Annotated in this window: 10 protein-coding genes and 1 pseudogene; 7 read left to right on the top strand and 4 right to left on the bottom strand. The window is 59.0% G+C overall.

Translation table 11 applies throughout. From position 1 onward, the window contains the following. Nucleotides 1-314: tyrosine-protein phosphatase (locus tag ACK4OE_RS24410; RefSeq protein WP_409888964.1), on the top strand; the 314-nt coding region annotated here is incomplete at its 5' end. Between the two features lie 36 nt (nt 315-350). Here the strand turns inward: ACK4OE_RS24410 and ACK4OE_RS24405 are convergent. Next, on the bottom strand, nt 351-1,649 hold the full coding sequence (locus tag ACK4OE_RS24405) for an MFS transporter (RefSeq protein ID WP_409888962.1): 1,299 nt from the start codon (nt 1,647-1,649) through the stop codon (nt 351-353). 301 nt (nt 1,650-1,950) lie between these two features. Between ACK4OE_RS24405 and ACK4OE_RS24400 the strand changes: the two are divergent. From ACK4OE_RS24400 to ACK4OE_RS24380, 5 genes and pseudogenes are all read left to right on the top strand, one after another. After that, nucleotides 1,951-2,145, top strand: a pseudogene (locus ACK4OE_RS24400) (nuclease-related domain-containing protein); the annotation flags it as partial. Nucleotides 2,146-2,260: 115 nt separating this feature from the next. Beyond that, nucleotides 2,261-2,425, top strand: a complete 165-nt coding sequence (locus ACK4OE_RS24395; RefSeq protein ID WP_409888960.1) for a hypothetical protein — start codon at nt 2,261-2,263, stop codon at nt 2,423-2,425. 82 nt (nt 2,426-2,507) lie between these two features. After that, nucleotides 2,508-3,257, top strand: a complete 750-nt coding sequence (locus ACK4OE_RS24390) for a TIGR04255 family protein (protein WP_409888958.1) — start codon at nt 2,508-2,510, stop codon at nt 3,255-3,257. Continuing rightward, complete coding sequence (locus ACK4OE_RS24385; protein WP_409888957.1) at nt 3,250-3,585, top strand: hypothetical protein; 336 nt, start codon at nt 3,250-3,252, stop codon at nt 3,583-3,585. The genes ACK4OE_RS24390 and ACK4OE_RS24385 overlap by 8 nt, the downstream gene beginning before the upstream one ends. A gap of 11 nt (nt 3,586-3,596) precedes the next feature. Continuing rightward, the gene (locus ACK4OE_RS24380; protein ID WP_409888955.1) at nt 3,597-4,196 is read left to right on the top strand and encodes a hypothetical protein; all 600 of its coding nucleotides are present in this window, start codon (nt 3,597-3,599) and stop codon (nt 4,194-4,196) included. Between the two features lie 155 nt (nt 4,197-4,351). Here the strand turns inward: ACK4OE_RS24380 and ACK4OE_RS24375 are convergent, their stop codons facing one another. The 3 genes from ACK4OE_RS24375 to ACK4OE_RS24365 form a co-directional block, all read right to left on the bottom strand. Continuing rightward, the gene (locus tag ACK4OE_RS24375) at nt 4,352-4,918 is read right to left on the bottom strand and encodes a YdeI/OmpD-associated family protein (protein ID WP_409888953.1); all 567 of its coding nucleotides are present in this window, start codon (nt 4,916-4,918) and stop codon (nt 4,352-4,354) included. Nucleotides 4,919-4,960: 42 nt separating this feature from the next. Further along, nucleotides 4,961-6,094 carry a Fic family protein gene (locus tag ACK4OE_RS24370; protein ID WP_409888951.1) on the bottom strand — a complete coding sequence of 378 codons (1,134 nt, stop codon included), beginning with the start codon at nt 6,092-6,094 and terminating at the stop codon, nt 4,961-4,963. Nucleotides 6,095-6,343: 249 nt separating this feature from the next. After that, nucleotides 6,344-6,481 (bottom strand): hypothetical protein, encoded by a 138-nt coding sequence (locus ACK4OE_RS24365; RefSeq protein WP_409888949.1) that lies wholly within the window; start codon nt 6,479-6,481, stop codon nt 6,344-6,346. A 237-nt stretch (nt 6,482-6,718) separates the two neighbouring features. Here ACK4OE_RS24365 and ACK4OE_RS24360 point away from each other — a divergent pair. Beyond that, a partial coding sequence (locus ACK4OE_RS24360) for a DUF1993 family protein (RefSeq protein ID WP_409888966.1) occupies nt 6,719-6,893 on the top strand: 175 nt, incomplete at its 3' end.

The following is a 6,893-nucleotide window of genomic DNA, read 5'->3' as shown; positions in this document are numbered from 1 at the left end:
ACTGCACCGCAGGCAAGGACCGCACCGGCTTCGCCGCCGCCCTCATCCTGCTGACACTGGGCGTGCCGCGTGACGTGGTCATGCACGACTACCTGCTCACCAACGCGCTGTACCAGCGCCCCGAAGGCATGGGCAGCCACGCGCCGGAAGAAGTGCTGCGCGTGCTGTGGCGCGTGCAAGAGGAATTTCTGGACGCCGCCCTGCACTTGGTGGACAACGACTTTGGCGGCGTACACCCGTATCTGGTGGATGTGCTGGGTGTGGACGCCGCCGCCCAGAAGGAGCTGGCGGGGCGTTACCTGCAGTCGGCTTGAGCTGCCGATGGCGCCTGCTGGCCGCGCCTGCCCGGTTTACCCCGGGCTTTGCTGCGGCTGCGCCGTCACGGCGCGCGGTTGGCGCACGCGCCAATACAGCCACCCCACAATCGACAGATTCAGCAGATTCCACCCCATGCCGTTGATGAACGCCGCCTGGTAGCTGCCCGTTACGTCAAAAATCCAGCCCGACATCCAGCCCCCCAGCGCCATGCCGATCAGCGTGGCCATGATCACCGCGCCCACCCGGGCACCAGCCTCCTGCGGGGCAAAGTACTCGCGGATGATGATGGCGTAAGCCGGCACGATGCCACCCTGGAACAGCCCGAACATCGCCGAGATGACATACAGCGGCACCAGCCCGTCAAACGGCAGAAACAGCGCCAGCCCCACGCCCTGCAAGGCCGAGCCCAGCAGCAGCGTGCGCACGCCGCCAATGCGGTCGCAGATCACGCCCGACACCAGGCGGCTGACAATGCCGCAGGCCAGCATCAGCGACAGCATCTCAGCGCCACGCGCCGCGCCAAAACCCAGGTCGGTGCAATAGGCCACGATGTGCACCTGCGGCATCGCCATGGCCACGCAGCACGCCACACCCGCCACACACAGCAGCAACTGCGCATGCACCGGGCGCAAGCCAAGCGGGCGGCTGCGGTCCAACGCCACAGGCGCGGGTGCGGGTGCGGAAGCCGCCGCACCCCCTGGCGATGCAGGCACCGCAGACACATCCAGCAGCACCATTGGCGCCCGCTGGCGCATGCGCAGCGCCAGCAGCAGCATGCCCACGCCACACACCAGCCCCATCAGCACATACGTCTGGCGCCAGCCAATGGTGTCGATGCCGTGCTGCACGATGGGCGGCCACAGCGCACCCGCAATGTAGTTGCCGCTGGCGCAAATCGCCACCGCAATGCCGCGCCGCCGGTTCCACCACAGCGCCGTGTCTGCCAGCAACGGCGCGAACGTGGCCGACGCACCAATCAGCCCCATCAACCCGTGGGCCAGCCCAAACCCCCAGATGCTGCCCGACAGCCCCGCCCACACAAAGCCACCGCACACCCCCACCGCCCCCACGCACAGCACCGGCATCAGCCCATGCCGGTCGGCCATGCGCCCCGTCCACAGCCCGCCGATGCCCAGGCACACCATCATCAGCGTGTAGGGCAGCGATGCATCCGCGCGGCCCACGCCAAACTCGGCCTGCACGGCGGGCAGCACCACCGACACCACATACATGCTGCTGTTGCCCAGCACGACCAGGCCCAGGGTGATCAGCAGACGCCAGGCGGCTTGGGGGGAATCGATGAGGGAGGCGGGGGCGGCGGTGTTGGGCATGCGGGGCAATTTAACTGAAGGGCCGCAAGGGCGGGCTCGTTGGCGCTGCCCGATGCAGGTTGCCGCGATTCTTTGTATCGGTCGATATGGTTTTGATAGCTGCTCGCGCTTGATGGATAAGCGCCAGAGGCCAATTTTGCTTAAACCCATGACCGCTGGGGCATCTCAAGCCACCGCCCCGCGCAGGCTCGCTTTATGCATCCGCCTTGACATACAAAGGTTGCACCCCAGCATCACACACCCTACAGTGCATTAACAAATGCACACATAACCAAGCAGACCACGGGAGGCAACCGGAGGCATGGCGACATTGATACCGGCGATAGTTTCGTCCGCATTCGATTCCACGGGCGAGCGACGCCTGGCCGAGCGGCTGGAGCAAAAGCTCGATGCCGACTACCTGCTGTGGCACAACGTGCCCATCGGCCTCAAGCAAACCCACCCCGACTTTGTTGTGCTGCACGCCCGCAGGGGTTTGCTGGTGCTGGAGACCAAACACGACGACGGCATCCCCCTACTCAAACCCGTGAGCTGCGGGCGCTAGAGGCTAGCCCCCCGTCATCATCAAACTGCTCACCCTGCGCGACAAAGCCTTTGCGATAGCGGCCCGCTTGGCCAGCGCCCACAAAGAAGGCCACGCCTGGGGCGACATGGCCGTGCTGTGCGCCGACTGGAAAACCATGGACCTGTGCGCCAGCGCCCTGGCCCAACGCAAGCTACCACACCGCGTGCGTAAGAAGAGTGGCGAATACCGGCCTGGCACAGACGCGATATAGTGCAAGCAGCTAGCTCGTATCAACGGGTGTGATGTGGTCGGGAACACTTGGTCTCCCCCTAAATTTAAGCAGCGAGAGTGATATGGCTACTAGCCTCCCAACAAAACTTAGAGACGAACCATTGATCGATGCAATTTTCGAGGTTCGCTTCGTCGGAAGCATGCCTGCCTCAGTTGTTCTTCCCGGTATTTTTTTTGGAAAATTACTTGGCCAAAAAAATATCGAACAACTTCCTATTGCGCAAATTCCTAAACCTTTGAGAGATGCGGATCAAAATCTAAAATTTGCGCCTATTAGCAGAATTGATTGGGATGCTTATTTTATTAACATTGGCGATTTCAGCTTATCTGTTAGCTGCAAGTATCCTTATCCCGGCTGGAGCAAATTCCGAGACGCCATTACCCAAGCGATTGAAATACTGAATTTTTCGGGGATTGTTGGAAAAGTCGAACGCTATTCGCTTAAATACGTTGACTTATTCCCTGCGGCCACTGATCGGGAAAAAATTTCCATGCTGAACATGAAGGTAATGATCGCGGATCACGAACTAAGAGAAGAGCCTTTTCAAATGAGAATGGAAATTTCTAAGAATGGATTGATCCACGCGGTTCAAATGGTGTCCTCAGCAAACGCTGTATTGCATAACGGCGTCACCAAAGACGGTCTTGTTGTGGATGTTGATACGCTTGCTGTTCTCGATGGCATTTCTATGCAAACTTTACAGGATGATTTTTCAACTAAATTGGATTCTATTCACTCGGCAAATAAGGCAATGTTTTTTGATTGTTTACGTCCGGAAACAATAGCAGCACTGGGGCCTTCCTATGAATGAAATTCGTTCAAATCTTTCATCTAGCACAATGAGCTCCGTTGTAATAACTGGGTTACTATCCGCCGCAATGTTGAATGCGTTGCCCGAAACTTCAAACCTTGGTTCAAGGAATAACGCATTATCGAACAATGCGTACTCCGCCAATGATTTTGGTGCAACTTCCGATTCCTTTAGAAGCAAAGTCACGGGGCAATACGACCTTTCTCCTCCTCCATTTGAACAAGTGGTCACAAATTTCTATGTCAACTTACTCTCAGCCCAAGAACCATTAGGTGCAACATTTGAGAAAGTTCTGCATGACAATCTCTGGGATCTGTACGAGAGCTGATACCGAGAAGTATGCAAATCACTTCCGAGTCCATCAAGGATCAAATTCCTTATTATTTATCTCAAAAAGCAAAAGAACATCTTGCGAAAGCTCTAGATCAATTTCCAAGACAAATTGATTACTATACTAACCTCTACAAAGAAGAATTTCTTCAAGGCGACTGCTGGACTTCGGTTGATGTACTCCGTTTTGAAGACGGGGCCAAAAAATCGATTAGAGCACTTCTATTATCGAATAGCTGTGATGCTGCCCCTGAAAACAAGCGAGACCTTCCGACAAAACTTTCCTTTGCTTCTATGGTCAAACTTGAGCGATACGTTGACTTGTTAAAGAACGCTGGACTAGATCAAAAGCAGATAGAAGCCAAGGTAGTCGCAATCAAGGAGCAAAGAGTCACCTCGTTGGTTTACTTCCCTAAAGGCGCGGCGCTTGAAGAGGATTACGTTGCATTGCTCGACGATATCCATACTGTTCCGTCGCAAGCTTTCATAGCGCGGAACGAAAAGACAAAATTGTTTGCGTTAAGCAATGTGGGGTTCTACCTTTTCGTCCTGAAACTGTCCGTTCACTTTTGCCGCCTTCATGAGGAAGTTGTTCGCGACCCTGCCTGAGATTGGCAACCTAACAACGCGAGGCGCGGAGTAGAGAAGGTTGACTAATTAATTTTCCGCTGTATTAATAGCTGCTTGCGAATATTCTACGTAGGCTACAGGCCATTCGTCTTGCAAAACTAGCGATTACACACTTGTCGCACTGGCGATACATTTCAAGGGCTTCCCCCATGCGCCAGCTTTGCCAGTAGCTTCGCCATCCGCTTCTCCCCCGTCTCCGCCCGCTTGGCGCTAGTGAGCCGGTAGTAGATGGTGAACAGCTGCTGCCGCTTCAGGATGGCGTAGAAAGCGTGGGCAACGGGGTCTTGTTGCAGCGCTGCCAAAAAGTCTTCGGGCATCACCATGGTGGCGCTGCCGGCGTAGGCGGCGGCCCAGCGCCCATCGCTGCGTGCGGCTTCTACCTGCGCCAGGCCAGCGGGTTGCATGCGCCCTTGCGCTACCAGCCGCTCGGCATGCTGCACGTTATTCTGCGACCAGTTGGAGCGAGCGCGGCGCGGCGTCAGGCGTTGCAAAAACGAGGTGTCGTCCAAGCTCTTGCGTATCCCATCGATCCAGCCCCAGGCGATGGCGGCCACCACGCAGTCGTCCCATGTCACGCTGGGTTGGCCGGTGGCTTTTTTGAAGATACGCACCCACAGCTCCGTCTCGCTGGCGTGGTTGGCCTGCAGCCACGCGTGGAGGTGTTCTGGCGTTTCGAAGGTGTGGCGTGCCGTTTCGCTCATGTATTAATAGCTGCTCGCGCTTATTTCACGGTGGATTGTGGCCTATTTGGCACACAATTCGTACCCAACACTCCGCCCCCCACCTTCCAGCCTGCGCAGCACGCCGCGCTCCAGCAGGTCGTTGATATCGCGCAGCGCCGTGTCCGCCGAGCATTTGCCCATCGCCGCCCACTTCGCGTTGGTCAGCTTGCCCTCCATGCCGTCCAGCACGCGGTTCAGCACCAGGGTTTGCCGCGCGTTCATGGGCGTGCCCGCCCAGCGCTGCCAGAACTGGGCTTTGTCCAGCACGCCCGCCAGCGTGGCGTCTGCACCCTGCACGGCGCGCAGCAGGCAGCCTAGAAACCAGTGCAGCCACGGGGTCACGTCCAGCGGGCCTTTTTGGGTAGCCTCTAGCTGGTCGTAATAATCTTTGCGCTCGCGCTGTATCTGGGCGCTGAAGCTGTAAAAGCGTTGGTGTGCTCCCTCTGCGCGGGCCAGGGCCATGTCGCCCACGGCGCGGCTCAGGCGGCCGTTGCCGTCGTCAAACGGGTGCAGGGTGACCAGCCACAGGTGGGCCAGGCCGGCTTTGATGAGGGCGTCGCCCGCTGGGGCGGCTTCAAACCAGTCAAAGAAGGCCTGGGTTTGCGCGGGCAGGGTGGCGGCGGGCGGGGCTTCAAAGTGCACCTTCTGCCGTTCTACGGGGCCTGACACCACTTGCATGGGGCCGCTGGCATCGGTGCGCCACGCGGCCACGGTGATGCGCGTGCGCCCGCTGTAGCCGGTGGGGAACAGCGCCGCATGCCAGCCAAACAGGCGCTCGGGGGTAAGGGGCTGGTCAAAGTTGCGGGTGGCGTCCAGCACCACGTCCACCACGCCGTCCACATGCCGGTCGCTGGGGGCCAGGGCCCCAATGTCGAGGCCCAGCTTGCGGGCCACGGAGGAGCGCACGGCGTCCAGGTCCAGCCGCTCACCTTCGATGGCGCTGGTGGTGATGACTTCTTGCGTCAGCACTTGCAGGGTGGCCTGGTCGCGCTGCACCAGCCCCAAGTCGGCCATGCGCCCGGCCAGGTGGCCCTGTGCGCGGTGCACTTCGGCCAGTGGAGCGGCCAAGGCTGCCGCGTCAAAACGCCACTGCGGCCAGTCGGGGCGTTGCCACAGGTAAGTGCGGCGGCGAGGGGCTTTCTTTTCGGTCCACATGCGGTGATTATGGCGTTTATTCGCCGCAAATTGCGCGGTGAATAAACGGGCCTTTCACCGCATGAACCTCAATCGCTGGGTCGTATTTCCCATTAGACGTGTTAACGACGCCCTGCGGGTGGCTTCGACAGGCTCAGCCAGAACGGATAGGGGCACTTCTGACACGCGTAGCCAGGCTGGCAGACACTCTCATTTTGATAGCTGCTTGCGCTTACTTCATAAGCGCTAGTGGCCAATTTGGCTCCAAACCTAGCGCTTGACCCCGGCCTCAAGCTGGCTGCGCACGGCCAGCACGAACGCCGTGTCCCGGGCCTCTATGTAGTGGTACAGCGCCACGTAGCTGCGCGCGGCGTGGCCGATCACCAGTTTGCGCTCGCCGCCTTGCACGGGGCGGCCAATCTGCTAGATCCGACAGCGCCTGGCACGTGAATGCCCGTTTGCAAGGCAAGGGTGGTATCGCCTGACAAGTGCCCGTCGCTACAGGCGGGTTACAGTGCCCGGCGGCGCAAAAGCCGGCACGAACCTGGCACTTCCAACCCAGTGCACACGAACCTGGCAGCCCTTGGCCCCTCGGCGCGACAGGGCCCTGGCTTTTTCCCTTTCACACACTCACCGGACCACCCCATGACCAGCCCCATGTACTCCCACTCGGTTCCCGTCCTCACGCAGATGCTGACCGCGTTGAAATCCATTCTTGCGCAAGCGAGCGAATACGCAACCACCAAGTCGATCGAGCCCGACGCCTTGCTGCAGGCACGGCTGGCGCCCGACATGTTTCCGTTGCTCAAGCAGGTGCAGA

The organism is Acidovorax sp. (assembly GCF_046314175.1).
GTDB lineage: Bacteria > Pseudomonadota > Gammaproteobacteria > Burkholderiales > Burkholderiaceae_C > Acidovorax.
The sequence above is the reverse complement of the archived record's forward strand: the minus strand, read 5'-3'. Positions and strand labels throughout refer to the sequence as shown.

Bases quoted from the DNA above. Each gene is read 5' to 3' on its own strand.
- ACK4OE_RS24405 (WP_409888962.1), bottom strand. From the start codon at position 1,649: ATGCCCAACACCGCCGCCCCCGCCTCCCTCATCGATTCCCCCCAAGCC.
- ACK4OE_RS24390 (WP_409888958.1), top strand. From the start codon at position 2,508: ATGGCTACTAGCCTCCCAACAAAACTTAGAGACGAACCATTGATCGAT.
- ACK4OE_RS24385 (WP_409888957.1), top strand. From the start codon at position 3,250: ATGAATGAAATTCGTTCAAATCTTTCATCTAGCACAATGAGCTCCGTT.
- ACK4OE_RS24380 (WP_409888955.1), top strand. From the start codon at position 3,597: ATGCAAATCACTTCCGAGTCCATCAAGGATCAAATTCCTTATTATTTA.
- ACK4OE_RS24375 (WP_409888953.1), bottom strand. From the start codon at position 4,918: ATGAGCGAAACGGCACGCCACACCTTCGAAACGCCAGAACACCTCCAC.
- ACK4OE_RS24370 (WP_409888951.1), bottom strand. From the start codon at position 6,094: ATGTGGACCGAAAAGAAAGCCCCTCGCCGCCGCACTTACCTGTGGCAA.